Origin of the sequence: Methylophilus methylotrophus DSM 46235 = ATCC 53528 (assembly GCF_000378225.1) — a bacterium.
GTDB lineage: Bacteria > Pseudomonadota > Gammaproteobacteria > Burkholderiales > Methylophilaceae > Methylophilus > Methylophilus methylotrophus.
Genome location: NZ_KB905142.1, coordinates 168,581 through 186,259 on the forward strand (window position 1 = coordinate 168,581; position 17,679 = coordinate 186,259).

Below are 17,679 nucleotides of genomic sequence, written 5' to 3' on the forward strand. Positions count from 1 at the left end.
GAGGGGCTTACCAGCGGCGGCTCAACATAAAGTGCAGGAAAATGGCTTCATTGCGGATTTCTGAGTCACCAAGCAAGGCGCTGTTATATTTTTCACGTACCGGCAGCATCCATTCCACGCCGCCCGTCATTAGCCAGTTCTGGTCAATCTTGCGTGCCGCACCAAAAGTCAGGTGATGCTCCAGGATGCCCGCCAGTAAAGGGCTGGAGTTCTGCCGTGGGATGGGGTTTTTGCCATAGTTATGGCCTGCATAAAGCGTCGTCCTGTCGTTCCATGTGTAAGCAACCCCTGTTGCAACGACCCACTGGTCTTTCCAGTCAGCAGGGTTGGTTGAGCCATACACGGCGGGTGCGGCGGCATTGTTTGGTCGTGTGGCACGCAGTTTGACGTCATTAATGGCATCATCCCAATTGAGCCAGTTGAGCTTGAATGACAGCAGCCATTCGTCCGTGGGTTTGAACGCCAACCCTACAGCTACTTCGCGCGGCAAGGCAAAACCTTTTACCGAGGCATCCGAATATTTCACTTTGCCCAATCCTGCACCTGTGAAGTCAGCCGTCAGCGTACCACCCGTCATGGGGAGCTCGGTTTTTTCGGTATAGGCAGCAGCCAGTGTCAGCGTCGGCGTCACCCGATATTGCATGCCCAGCTTGAAACCCGTACGTATCGCAGAGGCGTCTTCTAATTTGTAGCCAGGAAAAATCTGACCACCACCCAAGTTGACAGACGTGTTGGAGAAAGAGTCCTGCTCTATGCTGCCATAGACCAGATTCAGGCTGGCGCCTAAAGAAAGCTTTTCGGTCACCTGGCAGCCGATACCCGGAATGATCTTGGCAATGCCAAATAGCGAGGACAAGTCATCGCGATTGCCAAACGGCGTACGCAACTTCTCGAATACGCCGCCTGCGCCACCTTGGGCGAACAAGCCTACGCCCGCCGTACAATCGGTATTCTCCAGTGGTCGCGCATATCCACCACCGCCTAGAAAGGTGTAACGGTTAGAGGCATGCTCCTCGTTGCGCGGGTCTTTGTGTACCAGGTCTGTGGTACGCAGCATGGAGCCAAACATATCCAGTAGCGGCGCCTTGATCTGAGCCAACCCGGCCGGATTGGTATTCAGCGCGCTGGTATCGCGGGCCACCGCCACGTCAGCACCTCCCATGAGCGTTGATTCAGCACCGAAACCGATCAGGTTGATGCCATTGGTGGCGTATACAGGACTCGTGGTACCTGCCAGGGCAAGAGTGATTAACAGTTGGAGGGGGAAAAGGCGGGAATAAATCATTACGGCATAAACTATTATTAATGGCGCATAGTTTCGCATAGTCAGGCCACATTGTGCCGGAATAATAAAGGGGGAATTACCAAGTATTTATTCTCCATACATTGAGTAGGAGGTTGTGGAAATGACAGTGGCCAAGTGTGCTCATGGTGCTTTAAAGTGGTGAGACATATCAATGTGAGTCTCGAATAAATACCCATTTTTTGCGTTGTGGGAGATATACAATCGATGGTCAAATCTCCTGTGTCACTGTAGCTAAAATATTCCCCAATAAAAACAACCAGTTGCCCGTTGTCAATCAAAATAAATCAATATATTGTGTTTTCTTCAATTGAAAAGCCATAGATATTGTTTTATAGTCGCATCCATACGGTACGCAGATAGAGTGTCCTCTTCTGTGTTTAATAGGGAATCTGGTGCGTGAAACTGCGCAGGAATCACTAAACCAGGGCTGCCCCCGCAACTGTGATCAGCGAGTTGTTTGCTGCAATCGACGCCACTGAGTAAATTCGGGAAGGCACAAGCAAATAATGATGACCTGAGAGCCAGGAGACCTACCGTGATTTTTTCTTGTTAACGTTTGAGGCGGGGTGTCCTCGGCAGATACGATTTTTCAGAAGCGGGCTTGATATTGGGGTTGCTCGGCCTGAAAAAATGTTGTCTATGCCACTTGTCAGGTCACCTTCGCTGCCGGAATTGGGAGCCAACAATGTCACAATACGAATCCATGCAGGCCACGAAACGCGATGGTCGCAAGGAACCTATTAATCTCGACAAAATACACCGCGTCATTGATTGGGCTGCACAAGGCCTCAATAACGTGTCGGTGTCACAAGTAGAGTTGCGCTCCCATATCCAGTTTTACGATGGCATCCGTACCGATGATATCCACGAGACCATCATCAAGTCCGCCGCTGACCTGATTTCTGAAGAAACACCAGACTACCAGTACCTGGCGGCACGTTTATCCATTTTTCACCTTCGCAAGATCGCTTATGGCCAGTTTGAGCCACCCCATCTGTTTGACCATGTCACCAAGCTGGTCGACCTCGGCAAATATGATAAACACCTGCTGAGCGATTACAGCCGTGAAGAGTTTGATACGCTGAATGGTTATATCGACCACTGGCGTGACCTGAACTTCTCTTATGCCGCCGTCAAGCAGCTCGAGGGTAAATACCTGGTGCAGAACCGCGTCACCAAGAAAATCTACGAGAGCCCGCAGTTCCTGTACATCCTGGTGGCGATGAGCCTGTTTGCCAATTACAAAGGGCAGACCAGACTGGACCTGATCAAGCGCTTCTACGATGCGGTGTCCACCTTCAAGATCTCGTTGCCTACGCCTATTATGTCCGGTGTGCGTACGCCCACACGCCAGTTCAGCTCCTGCGTGCTGATTGAGTGTGACGACAGCCTGGACAGCATCAACGCCACTTCCAGTGCTATTGTGAAATATGTGTCACAACGCGCCGGTATCGGCGTCAATGCAGGCCGCATCCGCGCACTGGGCAGTGAAATCCGGGGTGGCGAAGCGCAGCATACTGGCTGCCTGCCGTTCTACAAACTGTTCCAGTCTGCCGTGAAATCCTGCTCACAGGGTGGCGTGCGTGGCGGGGCGGCGACCTTGTTCTACCCATTGTGGCACCTGGAAGTCGAGTCATTACTGGTCCTGAAAAACAACCGCGGCGTGGAAGAAAACCGCGTGCGTCATTTAGACTACGGCGTGCAGATCAACCGCCTGATGTACCAGCGCCTGATCAAGGGCCAGAACATTACCTTGTTCTCACCACATGATGTACCTGGCATGTACGACGCTTTTTTTGCCGACCAGGACGAGTTCGAGCGCCTGTATACGCAATATGAAGCCGATGACAGCATCCGCAAGCGCACCATGCCAGCGGTAGACCTGTTCTCGCTGATGATGCAGGAGCGCGCCGGTACAGGCCGTATCTATATCCAGAACGTGGACCACTGCAATACGCATAGCCCGTTTGATCCCTCCGTGGCACCGGTGCGCCAGTCCAACCTGTGCATGGAAATCGCGCTGCCGACACATCCCTTAAACGACATCAATGATGAAGAAGGCGAAATCGCGCTGTGTACCTTGTCAGCGTTTAACCTGGGTGCGCTGGAGTCACTCGACGAGCTGGAAGGCCTGGCCGACCTGGTAGTACGCGCGTTGGATGCCTTGCTCGAATACCAGGATTACCCAGTCAAGGCGGCGTTAAACGCCACTAACAAGCGCCGTTCACTGGGCGTGGGCGTGATCAACTACGCCTACTACCTGGCGAAAAACGGCACCAGCTATACTGATGATGCCGCGCTGGGCCTGACCCACCGCACGTTTGAGGCGATTCAGTACTATCTGCTCAAAGCGTCCGTACAACTTGCACGTGAGTTTGGCCCTTGCGGTGCGTTTAACGAAACCACCTATGCCAAAGGCATTTTGCCGATTGATACCTACAAAAAAGATCTCGACGCCGTGTGCAGCGAGCCGTTGTTACTCGACTGGGAGAGCCTGCGTAAAGAAATACAGAAAGACGGCTTGCGCAACTCAACACTGACCGCGCTCATGCCATCCGAGACCTCCAGCCAGATCGCCAACGCCACCAATGGCATTGAGCCACCGCGTGGCCTGGTGTCGGTCAAGCAGTCCAAAGACGGTATCTTGCGTCAGGTGGTGCCAGAGATTGAGCGCTTGCGTGACCAATACCAGTTGCTGTGGAAAATCCCAAGCAATGACGGTTACCTCAAGCTGGTAGGTATTATGCAGAAGTTTGTGGATCAATCCATTTCTGCCAACACCAACTACGACCCGACCCGTTTTGAAGGTGGCCGTGTGCCGATGAAGCAGTTGCTCAAAGACTTGCTGCAAGTGTACAAGCTTGGCATTAAAACGCTGTACTACCACAATACCAGAGACGGTGCGACTGAAGGTGGCACCGAAGCAGAGGATGATGGGTGTGCGAGCGGTGCCTGCAAGATTTAAATAAGCACTGACTCAGTGGCTGCGCGGGTAAATTGCTGCGTTGTGCGGTGCGCGAAATCCTCATGTACTCTCGTGTACATTGCGGTTTCTGTGCTCCGTACGCCTTGCACTTTATCCCGCTCGCTCACTGATTCAACGCTTATTGCAGCGGGATAATGAATACATTTAAAAAAACAGTTTGAGCGTTAACACTTAAACATTAGGAATATGGCCATGGCCTACAGCATTTTCACGAAAACAGATAATGATCAGTTAAAAGAACCGATGTTCTTCGGCCAGCCCGTCAATGTGGCACGGTATGACCAGCAGAAATACCCAGTCTTCGAAAAGCTGATCGAGAAGCAGCTTTCTTTCTTCTGGCGTCCGGAAGAAGTGGATGTATCGCAAGACCGTGCGGATTACCAGGGCCTGCCCGAGCATGAAAAGCATATTTTCATCAGCAACTTAAAATATCAGACCTTGCTCGACTCTATCCAGGGCCGCAGTCCTAACGTGGCCTTGCTGCCACTGGTGTCGCTGCCCGAGCTGGAAACCTGGATTGAGACCTGGGCGTTTTCCGAGACCATACACTCGCGTTCATACACCCACATCATCCGCAACATCATCAATGACCCATCGGTTATTTTTGATGACATCGTGCGTAACGAAAACATCACTGCACGTGCCTCAGATATCGCCCATTATTACGATGAGCTGATCCAGCAGACCATGCTGTATTCGCAATTGGGTGAGGGCAACCATGTGATTAATGGCGAGACCAAAGTGGTTAACCGCCGCGAGCTCAAAAAGCTGCTCTACCGTTGCCTGATGAACGTGAACATCCTCGAAGCCATCCGCTTCTATGTCAGCTTTGCCTGCTCGTTCGCCTTTGCCGAGCGCAAGGTGATGGAAGGCAACGCCAAAATCATCCGCCTGATTGCGCGTGACGAAGCCTTGCACCTCACCGGCACCCAGCACATCCTCAACATCATGCGCTCCGGCCAGGATGACCCGGAATACGCCGAGATTGCTGCCGAGTTGCACAACGAGTGCTTCGAGATGTTTAAAACCGCTGCCGAGCAAGAAAAACAATGGGCAGAATACCTGTTTAAAGATGGCTCCATGATTGGGTTGAACAAAGATATCCTGTGCCAGTATGTCGAGTACATCACCAACAGCCGCATGGCCTCAGTCGGTTTGCCGCCTGCGTTCCCCAACGCCAAAAATAACCCGATTCCATGGATCAACACCTGGCTGGCGTCAGACACTGTGCAGGTTGCACCGCAAGAAGTAGAATTAAGTTCATACTTGATTGGTCAGATTGATTCGGAGGTTTCAGCCGATGACCTGAATGATTTTGAACTCTAATCAAGTAGCCGCGCGGGCAAATGGCCTTTATCCCGCACAGTCACTTATTGTTTCGCTATTAAGCTTGAAAAGACTTTTTTACAGTGATCAGTATCCGCAGTCAGCACAGCCGCTTTAGCCTGCTCCCGCAAGAAACCCTGCTCGAAGGCCTGGAACGTACCGGGCACGAGGTAGAGTACCAATGCCGGAGCGGTTATTGTGGTGCCTGCCGCGTACGCATGCTCGATGGCGAAGTCGATTACCTTGAACTGCCACTCGCCTTTATCGCCGCCGATGAAATTTTGCCATGTTGCTGCGTGCCCAAGTCAGATCTCTGGCTAGACTGTGAACTCCGTTTTGAGCTGCAAACCTCACAACTGCAAGACGATATGTTCCCGGCGCAGCAATCCCTGTTTGATGAAGACCTGCCGTTTGCCGATGCACCTGTGAAAAAACTCCTGCGTAGAAGAGTGGTTAAAAACAACGTGCAGGCTAGCAACCTGTCATTGTTCTAAAAGCCTGTTTATTGCCTTTTGTCTAGTTGTTTTGCGCAAGTAATTCCCTCACGGCGTTTCGCCAGTCCGCGCACAGGTAAGGTTAAGTCAATGCGATTATTCTCGGCTAACAGCAAAGCCTTGAGTGAGGGGCGAGCGGACTGGTTCAGACGCTTCCATTCTGCTATGGGTACCAACACTGCTGTTTCTACCTCGTGTCGGCTGATCACCTGTGGCCCTTCGTTGAGACAAGTGTCTAATAGCTGGCTAAATCGCGATTTTGCATCTTGTACTGACCAACTATTCATCAAGCACCTCCTGAAAAATTAAATGACGAGCTATTTGATTAGTTTGAAGTGATTTCGTTTGCCAGACAAGTCATTCCTTGCAGCATCTACTTGAGCTTCCAATTAAAGACTTTGAAAGATGTAGCAGTGTAAAAATATCCTACTTTTGTAAAACAATGAGTTATACTTCAGTAGGATATTCACTGAATTGGAGGATATGATGTTTCAAACATTACGAAAAGCGGGCGGCTCACTGGTAATGACCGTCCCCAAAGCGTTTATTGATCAGAATGGGCTGGGTGAAGGTTCGCAAGTGGAGCTTCATTTGCTTGGTACCAAAATGACCGTAGAGGCTCCCTCTAGACCACGCTACAACCTGGCCGAACTGATGGCAGAAATGCCTCAAGGGTTGCCACGTGTTGAGGGTTGGGATGAAATGCCTAGCGTTGGCCTGGAAAATCCATAATGGCCTACGTTCCAAACCGTGGTGATATCGTACATCTAGAATTTGACCCGGCATCAGGGCGAGAAATGAAAGGCCCGCACTTTGGTCTTGTCCTGAGTGGAAAGGTCTTCAACCAACAAGGCCTGGCAATGATTTGCCCAATCTCTCAGGGTGCAGCGGCAGCTTCTCGCACCTACGGCACAGTGGTGACCCTGATGGGATCTGGCACTGACACCCAAGGTGCCGTGCATTGTCATCAGTTGAAGTCATTAGATTGGCGTGCGCGAAATGTACGCCTCAAAGAAACCGTACCGCAGGTCATCATGGATGAAGTCTTGGCAAGAGTTGAGGCCATTTTATTTGAATAGCAACCCGCCATTGTTTTCAGCAATAAAAAAGGCGCATTAAGCGCCTTTTGAGTTCGCAATTACGGGCCGGTTCTTAGCGCCAGCCTATCCTCCCCATGTTAGGGGCGTACCCACTGCATTTTTATATGTGGTGTACGTGCTTTCGAGTCTTTAGAAACCATATTGCAGCTGATAATCTCGCAACGCCAATACATCTGGCGGATTTTTTCATCGGCCTCACTGCGTGACTTACCGTATATCTGCAAGTTCTCAACCAGCACACCATTCGCACTGCGAATCGTGTACAAAAACTTTCCTGATGCATTCATCATTCAATGTCACCCCTACTGTTTTCTGGTGTTCAACACCATATTTATAGTGATATATCGTTACCATAACAAAGAATTTTAGGGTTGTATACATTGTAAAGATGGTTTTTTTATCGTTAATTCAATAATTTAAAGGGTTTTTTGCATAAAACGCATCTGATTTCACTGCTAAATTGAATTTTTTTGCTGTAGTTAATGGATACTTTATCCATGTATTCTAGTAACTTGCATTTAGTTAATGCTATCTGATTAACTTTGCTAAAGCACCTTGTTATCGTGAAAGCTTAGATAAAGAACTAAGTTTTAAATCAGGCTTGGCATTCAGAAGGTGACAGTTAGGTGGCTGCCGTTAAATGATCATGAGAAGTTTCATGGAATTCTCTGACCTTACCTTATGGCTCTCTTGAGCAATAAAATGACTGATTAATCTGTGAGAGAAAAATTAGATGTGTTTTCTTGAAAAGAGGCAATATGGCAAAAAATGATGTTGTACTTTTGGACTCTATTCTCAAGCAAAAGTCTGTTGAACAGCATGTCGATATTGGGGAAATATTCGAAAAATTTGTATTAGAGCAAATACTCAAAAACTATGATTTGTCAAATGAGGAAATAGCTTTTGGCTGGACAGATGGATCATTAGACGGTGGTATTGATGGATTCTATGTATTAGTGAACGGACTCTTGGTAACCGATGCTAGTGACTTTTCTTGGCCGCGCACAGGCGCCGAGATAGAAGTTTATTTAATTACCTGCAAGCATCGGGATACATTTCAACAAACCTCTCTTGATGCCATGCTTGCATCATTGCAAGAGATTTTTGATTTAACTCGTAACACCCAAGAGTTATTAGGAAGTTACTCTAGTGACATAAGAAAATGCCGTGAAATTTTCATTGCCACCTACCATAACCTATCATTACACAGACCCGTTTTAAAATTTAAAATAATTTATGCTTCACGAGGTGATACTGAATTACTGGGTAAAAGTATTGCAGCACGGGCAGATCAAATTATCGAATTACTTAGTAAATATTTTAGTGCGTGCTCAGCAAGCTTCCAAGCTTTGGGTGCGTCTGAGCTAGTGGGACTTTATCGAGAAATAAAAAGTTTTTCTTTAGACTTGCCCGTGCAAGAGTGTTTAACAGCAAGTCAGGAAGGATACGTCGTACTCGCTCATCTTAGGGATTACAAAGAATTTGTTAGTGATGAAAAAGGACAATTGCGAAGGTACCTCTTTGATTCTAACGTGAGGGCTTATCTAGGTGCAAATTTAGTTAATGTGGATATTGCGGAAACGCTATCCAATTTAGGCTCACCTAATTTTTGGTGGTTAAATAATGGCGTCACAATACTTGCTACAAGCGCATCTATAGTTGGCAAATGTCTTAAGTTAAAGGATATTCAAATTGTAAACGGTCTACAAACTACTGAGTCCATTTATAGACATTATTCCCTCAATGAACCCAATCCAAATGATAAGCGTTCACTCTTAATAAAGGTTATCGTTACACAAGAAGAAGATATTCGAGATCAAGTAATTCGAGCTACAAACAACCAGAGCCTCGTAGAGCCAGCAGCACTACATGCAACTGACCATATACAGCGAGATATAGAGGACATATTGCTTCGACATGATTGGTACTACGAGCGAAGAACCAATTTTTATAAAAACGAAGGTAGGCCAGATGCCAGAATATTGTCTCCCTTAATCCTTGCAACGGGTTCGGTAGCGCTTTTACTCAAAAACCCTGTGCAGTCCTCACGACTAAAACAAAAACATTTACGTACTGACGAGGCATACCAATCGGTTTATTCCACACAATTTCCTTTGGATGCATGGCCAAAAGTAGCAGAGCTTATGCGAATTTCAGAAAATGGCTTGATACGACATTTTAGTAGACAAAAAGGTGGTAAAGCTCAGTATCTATCTGCATTGAGAGGGCCTCTTGCATATGTCATTACTGTGAGATTAATAGGGTCGTTTTCATACTCCCATCGGCAGCTCGCAACAATTAACACTTCAATAGTAACGGATGAATTCATTAATGATTGCTTAAGTGCAATGGCTAGTTTTGGAGGAAGTCTTACAAGACATACCATTAATTCGGGCAGATTTTCACAAACATTGCTTAGAATGAAAGAGTTATGGTCGATTGAGGGTGATGTTTTTGAGGGACGAAGACAGTTATCCTCAAGAAGATTTAATGGTAGAGAGGGTGAGCGGTTTGTACTAACGGAAGAGTTTTTGGAGGCTGTAAATAAAGCCTTACCTCCTCAACCTTGGAAGAAAGGTACAGCCCACCAAATTGCCAAGAACTTAGGAGTTGAGCGTCATCGCGTTTCTCATGCCATTACCACTTTAGTGAAGCGGGGAGTGTGGTTGAAGCAAAGAAATGGAATAGTCTATGATAAAGCGGGTAATGAAATTATGAGGGACCCAACAAGAGTGTACACATTTCCATTAATTGAGCCTTCATAATTATTGTGAACAAAAGGGAGTTTTATTCGATTAATTGCTAACAAACGAAGACATTTGGAACCAGATTAAAAGTGAACACTCCCCGCACATAACCATAAAGAAAACATATAAAAATATCAGAGAGGTTGCAACGATGAAACTCATCAGGTTGGTAGCTATTGGTGTCTTGTTAATATTGGTTTCTGGCTGTGCAACGAATGCGATGACAGGCAGAAAGCAACTCGCGTTAGTTTCTGAAAAAACAGTGATAGAAAAAAGTGACAGTATGTATATGTCACTTGTGGATAGTTATGACAAAAAGGGAAAAATATCAAAAGACCCTGAAGTAAATGAGCGGATTAGAACAATCACAAATAGGCTGGTTCATCGTGCTATTGAATACAGGCCTGAGACAGTCGCCTGGAGCTGGCAGGTTAATGTGATTGAAGATCAGACCCCCAATGCTTTTTGCATGCCAGGAGGCAAGATGGGGGTGAATACCGGATTACTTGAAAAAATTCAACCTACTGATGATGAGTTGGCTCAAGTAATGGGGCATGAGATTTCGCATGCACTAGCCAATCATGGCGCCGAAAAAATGTCTAATCAAATGCTTGGGCAGATTATTGTCGGCACTCTTGCTGTGGCTGCGGCGGCATCTGAATCTAACAACGGTAGATACAACCAAAATACACAAAGAGCCGTTCAGGATATGGCCGTGATTGGGACGGCTGCATTTATCACTCTGCCTAATAGCAGAACTGCCGAAACTGAAGCCGACAAAATGGGTGTGGAAATCGCGGCACAGGCGGGTTATGACCCCGCTGCAGCTATCAGCATTTGGGAAAAAATGATGGCTGCCACAAATCAGGAGTCCCGAGGTGATTTTTGGAGCACACACCCATCACCACCCAACCGCATTGATGCCTTTAAAGCCTTGCAAGAGCCTATGCAGCAAATCTATGCCCAGAGTAAATTAACTTACACGGCGGATTACAAACCAACCTATAACTTTGTGAAAATGGGCACTGATCCACTAGCCGATTCGAGTAATGTTCGGGTAGTTAATGCGGATGGGACAAGTAGTAGCTTTGCAATGCCGACAATTGATTCAAAACCACGTGTGTTTTATTCGTCTGAGTTTGCGCTTTTCAAAGAAGGTAAGTTGGAGCTTACCTGCATTAATTGTGGGCTTACTAATTTCATGAATAATTCAACGATCAATGAATATATTCAAAAAGAAGATTGGCGAAGGTTGATGCAAACGCTCATCAAGGTAAATCACAAATCAGATTTGTCTTATTACCACCTAGGGTTAGCAGCTGAAGGAATGGGCCACAAAGAAGCCGCAAGAGTTTACTTTGAGAAGGCGAGAGAGTTGTTTCATGGTCAGGAGTTTAGTTGTGCGACTGCCAAAATGAATAAATGCAAAGATATGAATATTGCTGAGTTGGTTGAAAATAAACTGAACAATAGTGATTATGCTTTGAGCGAAAAGTAGTATTGTTCCAGACTAAACTTATTTCTTTATCATGATCGGCATTGGCGCTTAAAGCCAATGCCGATTGGTTTTCATGAAACCCGAATCTTCAAGCCTTCACTCACGCAACCATCATCGCAACGGTTATGACTTTGCTGTACTGGTGGAAACGCATCCTTCACTCTCTCAATATGTCCGCCCAAATGCTTACGGTGATGCCTCGATAGACTTTGCTAACCCGCAAGCAGTAAAAGCCTTAAACCAAGCTTTGCTCAAGCATTATTACGGCGTGGCGGTGTGGGATATTCCAAAGAATTACTTATGTCCGCCTATCCCCGGGCGGGCAGATTATGTGCATTACTTGGCGGATTTACTGGCTGAGAGCTGTATTACTGAACACGTGCGTTTGCTGGATATTGGTACGGGTGCGAATCTGGTTTATCCGCTGATTGCTGCGCATGCTTATGGCTGGCAATGTGTGGGCGTGGATATTGATGCCAAAGCCTTGCGCAATGCGCAGCAGATTATTGAGGCGAATGGTTTGCAGCAGCAGATTAGCGTGCGTCAGCAGCCTAACCCGAGCTCGATTTTTAAAGGCGTGATGTTGCCGGGCGAGCAATTCACCATCACCTTATGTAACCCACCTTTTCATGCTTCAGCCGAAGAAGCGTTGGCGGGTACGCAGCGTAAATGGCGCGGTTTGGGTAAAAAGCCACCACAGGCATTGAATTTTGGCGGGCAGTCTAATGAATTATTCTGTGAGGGCGGTGAGGCGGCGTTTTTAACCACCATGATTCGTGAGAGTAAGTTGTTTGCCAAACAGTGTGGGTGGTTTACCACGCTGGTTTCCAAAGCGACTAATTTGCCGTTGGTCTACCGTGAACTGAAAAAGGTGCAGGCGGTGACGGTAAAAACCATTGAGATGGCGCAAGGCCAAAAGCAAAGCCGGTTTGTGGCTTGGAGTTTTCAACCTGCCGTTGCCAAAAAGCGCATTTAATCAGCAGTTTAAATTCAATAGGCGCAATCAAGCCTATTCTTCACCAATCACATCGCCTTTCATTGGTGCTTGCCCACCTGATCTATTCATGATGGCATCAAACTTTTCATAGTCTGCCTGTTGTTGCCGCTCACTAAAAAACTCGGCGGGTGTAATTGCATCTTTGTTGGGCTTTTACAATGGATGCTGGATTAAGCCCTCATGCCTACCTGAGAGAGTATCTCTGGAATCTGTGCCGCAGCGACTGGGCGGCTAAACAGGTATCCCTGTATCTGGTCACATTGGCAGTGGGTGAGAAAAGCCAGTTGCTCCTGGGTCTCTACCCCTTCGGCCACTACAGTGAGTTGCAGGATGTGTCCAAGCTGAATGATCGCCCGCACAATTTCTGCACTATCCTTGTCTTGATGAAGATCGCGGATGAAGGATTTATCAATTTTGAGTTTGTCGACTGAGAGTTGCTTGAGGTACGAGAGGCTGGAGTAGCCAGTGCCAAAGTCGTCAATGGCAAGTTTCACACCAATCTGTTTCAGTGTGTGCAGCGTGCTGATCACTGACTCTGTGTCCTGGATCAGGATAGATTCTGTCAGCTCTAGCTCCAGGCATTGCGGCGGCAGACCAAAATCATGCAGGGCTGCACTAATGGTTTCTACGATGTTGCCATGCCGGAACTGGTGAGAAGACAAGTTCACTGCGACTACCAGATGAGTTTGCCCTTGCTGGTGCCATGCAGCCAGTTGCCGACACGCTTCGCGCAGCACCCATTGTCCCATCTGGATAATCAGCCCGCTTTGCTCTGCGATGGGAATAAACTCGCACGGGGGGAGCATTTGACCATCGGCACTTTGCCAGCGGATTAAGGCTTCTATACCGCTGATGCGGCCATCAAAAAGGCGTATTTGTGGTTGGTAATGCAGTAAAAACTCATCGTTTTTAAGCGCAGCGTGCAGGTCTGTTTGAATGCGCATGCGCTTTTGGGCGTCGGCATTCATCTGCGCAACAAAAAAGCGGTAGGTGTTGCGGCCGCAATCTTTGGCCAGGTACAAAGCGGCATCTGCGTTTTTGCGCAGGGTTTCAAAGTCTTTGCCATCGTTTGGATAGAGGCTGATGCCGATGCTGAAAGATGCATGCAATGTGTTACCGCTGACTGCAAACGGCTCTTGCATGGCATTTAGAATCTGTTGTGCGGTCTGGGTGGGGATATCCGAATCTTGTGTGTTGTGAATGAGCAACATAAATTCGTCACCGCCTTCGCGGCTGAGGATGCAAGCTTCTGACAGTATATTCTCCAGGCGCCTGACGACGGCTACCAGTAGCGCATCGCCGGTGGCATGACCATAGCTGTCGTTGATCTCCTTGAAGTTGTCCATATCCAGGAACAGCATAGCGAGGCCGTATTTGCGCTTATTCGCATGGTGTATGAATTGCTCAAAACGCTTGCGCAGTAGCAGGCGGTTAGGCAGACCGGTCAGCGGGTCATGGTGCGCAAGATATTCCAGTTTTGTTTCTGCCTCCCGATGTTCGGCCCTGATACGCAGCGACTGAATACCAAATGCCAAGTCATTGGCGAGTTCATCGAGCAGGGTGACTTCTTCATCAGAAAATGCATGGGTCCGGGAGGCATAAATCGTGATGACGCCTATGGTCTGTTTTGCCACGTTGAGTGGCAAGGCGATGCAGGAAAGCAGGCCTTCCTGGTTGGCTATTTCGCCCAGGCAGCTCAAGCGGGCTGCACCGGGGTAGTCCTGAATAATCTCCACACGACCATTTTGAAAGGCTTTCACGGCCAGGCTGATTTCCGGCGTTTGCTGCTCAAGCGCCATCGTCTTCGTTTGGCTTCCGCCAGCCATAGCGGCAATCCGTAAGGGTTGGTAGCTTCCATGGTCGGGGTAACCCACCCAAGCCAGCTGATAGCCACCGGACTCGATGACCAATTGGCAAATGTCATTGAGGAGTTGTTGTTCATTGTCAGCATGAATGAGTGTCTGGTTACAGTTGCTTAGCAAACGCAGTGAACGATTAAGCCTGAGCAACGCTTTTTCGGAATGCTTTTGCTGGGTGATATCACGCAAAATGCAAAGCACGCCAGAGACCTCGCCGATGGCATCTTTTTCCCGGACAAGACGAAGTTCTATGATGCGATCATCTGGCGATTGACTCTCTAGTGTACAAGGTGCTTCCTGTTGTAATGTCTGCAATATGGCATGGTGAATTTTTTCGCGTTCTGTGGCAGTTGCAATCTGCTCACATTCAAGCAGGGTCTTGCCCAGCAGCATGGATTCCTCTATGCCAAATAACGCTGTGAAGGAGGGACTGACGTAGCTGTACCTGGCCTGCTGGTCAAAGCGGACAATGTGGTCGGGATGGTTTTCAATCAGCGCGCGTAAACGTTTTTCACTTAATTTAAGTGCGGTGATGTCATGCGCAATCGCCAGGACGCCCACCACTTTTCCATCATTATCCAGCTCAGGGACAGCACGAATTCTGAGGACCTTGGTGTGGACATTCGGGCCATCAGGCAACCGGTCTAGAAAAAAATCAAACTCAATATCCACCCCGGTTTCTATCACGCTACGGATTTTTTCCTGATAGTGTTGTAAGGCCACTGAGGACGGCCTGAGCGAGCTGGGTGTTTTGCCTTGCAGGTCTTGAGTAGGTTCACCAATCAGTTTGATTGCTGCTGGATTGAGATAGGTGCGCTTGCAGTCCTTATCATAATGGATGACAGGCTCATGCAGATAATCAGTCAGCGTGATGAATTTTCTGTCATCAGCAGCCATGGTGGTAACCCCGAAGAATATCGTTTTATTCGTTAAAGAATATCACACAAGCTTTATTGTGCTCACTTGATTTTTAGCGGCTGTTGTTGCCGATCAATTTCACGAATCTGGCCTGGAAATCTCATGATGATTCACTCGCTTCCTTTATCGTGCGGTCCCAACTTCTAGCGAGTTAAGAAATTAAAGTGTGCTCTATTAGGTGGCCTGGGTATTGTGGGCGATAATGGCGGTCTTTGTGTTAAACGTCATTTCTGGAATTTTCTCTCATGGAAATCAAGGTCAATTTTCTCGATAAGCTACGCCTGGAAGCCAAGTTTGATGACTTCACGGTGATTGCCGACCAGCCTATCCGCTATAAAGGCGATGGCTCGGCGCCGGGTCCGTTTGATTACTTTCTGGCATCATCGGCCTTGTGTGCGGCTTATTTTGTGAAGTTGTACTGTAATACGCGTGGAATTCCGACTGAGAATATCCGCTTGTCGCATAACAATATTGTCGATCCGGAAAACCGCTACAAGCAGATTTTCAAGATACAGATTGAGTTGCCTGCCGATATTTCTGAAAAAGACCGCACAGGTATTTTGCGGTCGATTGACCGTTGCACGGTAAAAAAAGTGGTGCAGGAAGGGCCGGACTTTATCATTGAAGAAGTGGCTAACCTGGATGCAGACGCGCAGGCCTTGCTGACTGTAGATACTTCGGCTGACTCACAAACGTATATCACCGGTAAAGACTTACCTTTAGAGCAGACCATTGCCAATATGACCAGCGTGCTGGCCGGACTGGGTATCAAGATTGAGATCGCTTCGTGGCGCAATATTGTGCCTAACGTGTGGTCACTGCATATCCGCGATGCGCATTCGCCGATGTGCTTCACCAACGGCAAAGGATCAACCAAGGAAAGCGCGCTGGCATCTGCGCTGGGCGAATATATCGAGCGGCTGAGTAACAACCATTTTTATGCCGGCTCGTACTGGGGTGAAGAGATCGCCAATGCGCCATTTGTGCATTACCCGAATGAGCGCTGGTTCAAGCCTGGCCGCAAGGATGCGTTGCCGAAAGAGATTCTTGATGAATATACGCTGGAAATTTATAACCCGGATGGCGAGTTGCGCGGTTCACATCTGATAGACACTAACTCTGGCAATGTGGAACGCGGGATTTGTTCGCTGCCATTTGTGCGGCAGTCGGATGGCGAAACGGTCTACTTCCCGACCAATTTGGTGGAAAACCTGTTTGTCAGCAATGGCATGAGTGCGGGCAATACGCTGGTGGAAGCGCAGGTGCAATGCTTGTCAGAAATTTTTGAGCGTGCAGTGAAACGCGAAATCATTGAAGGCGAAATCGCCTTGCCGGATGTGCCGCAGGACGTGCTGGCAAAATACCCTGGCGTGGTGGCGGGCATTAAAGGGCTGGAAGAGCAGGGTTTTCCTGTGCTGGTGAAAGATGCTTCGCTGGGCGGGCAATACCCTGTCATGTGCGTGACCTTGATGAACCCGCGCACCGGCGGTGTGTTCGCCTCGTTTGGCGCACACCCGACCATGGAAGTCGCGCTGGAACGCAGCCTGACCGAATTGCTGCAAGGCCGCAGCTTTGAAGGCCTCAATGATTTGCCCCAACCGACCTTTGCCAGCGAAGCTGTGACTGAGCCGAATAATTTTGTTGAACATTTTATTGATTCCAGCGGCATTGTGTCGTGGCGCTTTTTCAGCGCGAAGTCGGATTACGAGTTTGTGGAATGGGATTTTTCCGGTGAGGGCGAGGATTCAAATGCTCAGGAAGCCGCGACCATGTTTGGCATGCTGGCCGACATGGGCAAAGAGGCATATGTGGCCGTGTATGACCAGCTAGGCGCGACTGCCTGCCGCATCCTGGTGCCAGGGTATTCTGAAGTTTATCCGGTCGAAGATCTGGTATGGGATAACACCAATAAAGCATTATTGTTCCGCGAAGATATCCTCAACTTGCACACTTTAGACGATGACAGCCTGGAAGCCTTGCTGGAGCGTTTAGAGAATAATGAGCTGGATGATTACGGCGATATTGCCACCTTGATTGGCATTGAGTTTGATGAGAATACCGACTGGGGCCAGCTCACGGTGATGGAATTAAAACTACTGATTCATCTCGCCTTGCAGCAGTTTGAAGAAGCGCATGACCTGGTAGGAGCGTTTTTGCAATATAACGATAACTCGCTGGAACGTGGCCTGTTTTACCAGGCGTTGAATGTGGTGCTGGAAGTAGAGCTGGATGACGAGTTGCACATGGCGGATTACGAAGCCAACTTCCGCAAGATGTTTGGCGATGCGCGCATGAATGCTGCATTAGGCTCAGTGGATGGCAGCGTGCGCTTCTATGGTTTGACGCCCACCAGCATGAAACTGGAAGGGTTGGACAGGCATCACCGCTTGATAGATAGCTACAGGAAGCTGCATGCGGCGCGGGCCAAGGGGGTTGCAAAATAAGCGA

At 48.2% G+C, this 17,679-nt stretch carries 13 protein-coding genes and 1 riboswitch; of the genes, 9 read left to right on the forward strand and 4 right to left on the reverse strand.

The genetic code is table 11. The features are described from left to right. Positions 1–7: 7 nt before the first annotated feature. Positions 8–1,285 carry an OmpP1/FadL family transporter gene (locus tag F463_RS0107395; RefSeq protein ID WP_018986432.1) on the reverse strand — a complete coding sequence of 426 codons (1,278 nt, stop codon included), beginning with the start codon at positions 1,283–1,285 and terminating at the stop codon, positions 8–10. A gap of 350 nt (positions 1,286–1,635) precedes the next feature. After that, a riboswitch (cobalamin riboswitch) is annotated at positions 1,636–1,858 on the forward strand. Positions 1,859–1,991: 133 nt separating this feature from the next. On the opposite strand from F463_RS0107395, the gene nrdA reads away from it, so the two are divergent. The 3 genes from nrdA (at position 1,992) to yfaE (ending at position 6,112) form a co-directional block, all read left to right on the forward strand. After that, entirely contained in the window at positions 1,992–4,271 is a 2,280-nt protein-coding gene (nrdA, locus tag F463_RS0107400; RefSeq protein ID WP_018986433.1) for a class 1a ribonucleoside-diphosphate reductase subunit alpha, read from the forward strand. Positions 4,272–4,484: 213 nt separating this feature from the next. Beyond that, a complete protein-coding gene (nrdB, locus tag F463_RS0107405; protein ID WP_026295416.1) occupies positions 4,485–5,618 on the forward strand; it encodes a class Ia ribonucleoside-diphosphate reductase subunit beta in 1,134 nt (377 codons plus the stop codon). Positions 5,619–5,701: 83 nt separating this feature from the next. Then, entirely contained in the window at positions 5,702–6,112 is a 411-nt protein-coding gene (gene yfaE, locus F463_RS0107410) for a class I ribonucleotide reductase maintenance protein YfaE (protein ID WP_018986435.1), read from the forward strand. An 8-nt stretch (positions 6,113–6,120) separates the two neighbouring features. On the opposite strand, the gene F463_RS0107415 is transcribed toward yfaE, so the two are convergent. Next, positions 6,121–6,399 carry a type II toxin-antitoxin system Phd/YefM family antitoxin gene (locus F463_RS0107415; RefSeq protein ID WP_018986436.1) on the reverse strand — a complete coding sequence of 93 codons (279 nt, stop codon included), beginning with the start codon at positions 6,397–6,399 and terminating at the stop codon, positions 6,121–6,123. Between the two features lie 196 nt (positions 6,400–6,595). Here F463_RS0107415 and F463_RS0107420 point away from each other — a divergent pair, with 196 nt between their 5' ends. Beyond that, positions 6,596–6,844: an AbrB/MazE/SpoVT family DNA-binding domain-containing protein gene (locus F463_RS0107420; protein WP_245545170.1), complete on the forward strand. Its 249-nt coding sequence runs from the start codon at positions 6,596–6,598 to the stop codon at positions 6,842–6,844. Then, positions 6,844–7,191, forward strand: a complete 348-nt coding sequence (locus F463_RS0107425) for a type II toxin-antitoxin system PemK/MazF family toxin (RefSeq protein WP_018986438.1) — start codon at positions 6,844–6,846, stop codon at positions 7,189–7,191. Before F463_RS0107420 ends, F463_RS0107425 begins: the two co-directional genes overlap by 1 nt. A gap of 98 nt (positions 7,192–7,289) precedes the next feature. Here the strand turns inward: F463_RS0107425 and F463_RS14480 are convergent, their stop codons facing one another. After that, positions 7,290–7,502 (reverse strand): hypothetical protein, encoded by a 213-nt coding sequence (locus tag F463_RS14480; RefSeq protein WP_245545171.1) that lies wholly within the window; start codon positions 7,500–7,502, stop codon positions 7,290–7,292. 468 nt (positions 7,503–7,970) lie between these two features. Between F463_RS14480 and F463_RS0107435 the strand changes: the two genes are divergently transcribed. The 3 genes from F463_RS0107435 (at position 7,971) to rlmF (ending at position 12,433) form a co-directional block, all read left to right on the forward strand. After that, positions 7,971–9,977 carry an AIPR family protein gene (locus tag F463_RS0107435; protein ID WP_018986440.1) on the forward strand — a complete coding sequence of 669 codons (2,007 nt, stop codon included), beginning with the start codon at positions 7,971–7,973 and terminating at the stop codon, positions 9,975–9,977. Between the two features lie 133 nt (positions 9,978–10,110). Continuing rightward, positions 10,111–11,457: a M48 family metallopeptidase gene (locus F463_RS14615; RefSeq protein ID WP_018986441.1), complete on the forward strand. Its 1,347-nt coding sequence runs from the start codon at positions 10,111–10,113 to the stop codon at positions 11,455–11,457. Positions 11,458–11,530: 73 nt separating this feature from the next. Beyond that, a complete protein-coding gene (gene rlmF / locus F463_RS0107445; protein WP_018986442.1) occupies positions 11,531–12,433 on the forward strand; it encodes a 23S rRNA (adenine(1618)-N(6))-methyltransferase RlmF in 903 nt (300 codons plus the stop codon). Between the two features lie 191 nt (positions 12,434–12,624). Here the strand turns inward: rlmF and F463_RS14620 are convergent, their stop codons facing one another. Continuing rightward, entirely contained in the window at positions 12,625–15,210 is a 2,586-nt protein-coding gene (locus F463_RS14620) for a bifunctional diguanylate cyclase/phosphodiesterase (protein WP_018986443.1), read from the reverse strand. A 266-nt stretch (positions 15,211–15,476) separates the two neighbouring features. Between F463_RS14620 and F463_RS0107455 the strand changes: the two genes are divergently transcribed. Further along, positions 15,477–17,675, forward strand: a complete 2,199-nt coding sequence (locus F463_RS0107455; RefSeq protein WP_018986444.1) for an OsmC domain/YcaO domain-containing protein — start codon at positions 15,477–15,479, stop codon at positions 17,673–17,675. Positions 17,676–17,679: the final 4 nt, after the last annotated feature.